Origin of the sequence: Streptomyces polyasparticus, assembly GCF_014493765.1 — a bacterium.
Taxonomy (GTDB): domain Bacteria; phylum Actinomycetota; class Actinomycetes; order Streptomycetales; family Streptomycetaceae; genus Streptomyces; species Streptomyces polyasparticus.
In genome coordinates, this window is the sequence record NZ_JACTVJ010000114.1 from 1 (window position 1) to 1,073 (window position 1,073).

At 52.4% G+C, this 1,073-nt stretch carries 2 protein-coding genes; one reads left to right on the top strand and one right to left on the bottom strand.

The window, feature by feature from the left end; genetic code table 11:
• Positions 1–16: 16 nt before the first annotated feature.
• Complete coding sequence (locus H9Y04_RS49105) at positions 17–328, bottom strand: hypothetical protein (protein ID WP_187820157.1); 312 nt, start codon at positions 326–328, stop codon at positions 17–19.
• 379 nt (positions 329–707) lie between these two features.
• On the opposite strand from H9Y04_RS49105, the gene H9Y04_RS49110 reads away from it, so the two are divergent.
• Positions 708–1,073 (top strand): hypothetical protein (locus H9Y04_RS49110; protein ID WP_214662306.1); only part of this gene is annotated, 366 nt, incomplete at its 3' end.

Sequence of the window (1,073 nt, forward strand, 5' to 3'; positions counted from 1 at the left end):
CTGGTTTTACCTTTACTTATTCCACAACCCGTGTTCTACTTCTGACCGGTGTCTGCTGACACTTTTTACTTTCCAATCCTTTCAAAAATTCAAGTTTGTCATCACCCCAAATCAGCGTTTTAATGAGCGGTAACCACAAGTCCAAACTTATAAATCGAGTCCATTCGGCGTTCATTCGAGCTGATGGCACGGAGGCCTCGCCTCCCACCAGCGTTTCGTCGGCTCCACCGTCGTCAAAAGCGCTGTTTTCCAAACCCAAACTTTCGAAAAATCCTCCGCAATTGGAACGGTCGTCGCTGTCGGACATTTTTGAGCGGTCCATCTCCACGGCGCTGTTCCTGCCCCCACTTTCGGCGGTGACTTCGCAGTCGGGACAGCCCCAGGGCCCGCACAAACACCTGGTGGCACATCTGGTGCCACATCTGGTGCCGCACCTGGCACGGTCACGCAGCATGTCCACGGTGAGTGCGTCGTCGCAGATGTCTCAAACTCCGTACGCCATTCCTATGCATCACAATACCGAGGACTTCATTGCCCCCGTATTGGACACCACCACGGAGGTGCTTAGCGACCCCTCCATAGATATGAACGATGTTGAAATTGTGTGCCCGTGCGACACTGATGAAGACCTGGATCACGATTGCGCTGCTGTTCGGCCTCCGGTGCTGAGATCGCGGTCCAGATCTCGGTCTAGGTCCATCATCTCCATGTCGCTTCGCCAGTGTATCAACGGCGCCAATTCTACTTCGGTGCACTCCGGATCGGGCTCGGTGTCGCCCACCATGACCCATGTCAAACTGAGCCTGTCGATTGCAAACAGAAACTCCAGTTTACAGAGCCTGGTGGATAAGGGCGATGCGTCGCCATCAAAAACTACCATCAATTTTTACTCGTTTGCAGACATGGTTAACGCAGAAAACCATATGGCCAGCCTTCTGCTTGGTCCCAGCACATTTGATGAAGTCGTGCAAGAAGAGGATCCACTCTACGAAACCAACGAAGAAGAACACTACACCAGCCCGGGAGAACAGCAGACCAATTCTGAACGAATTGAGAAATTTTACGGATTTCGG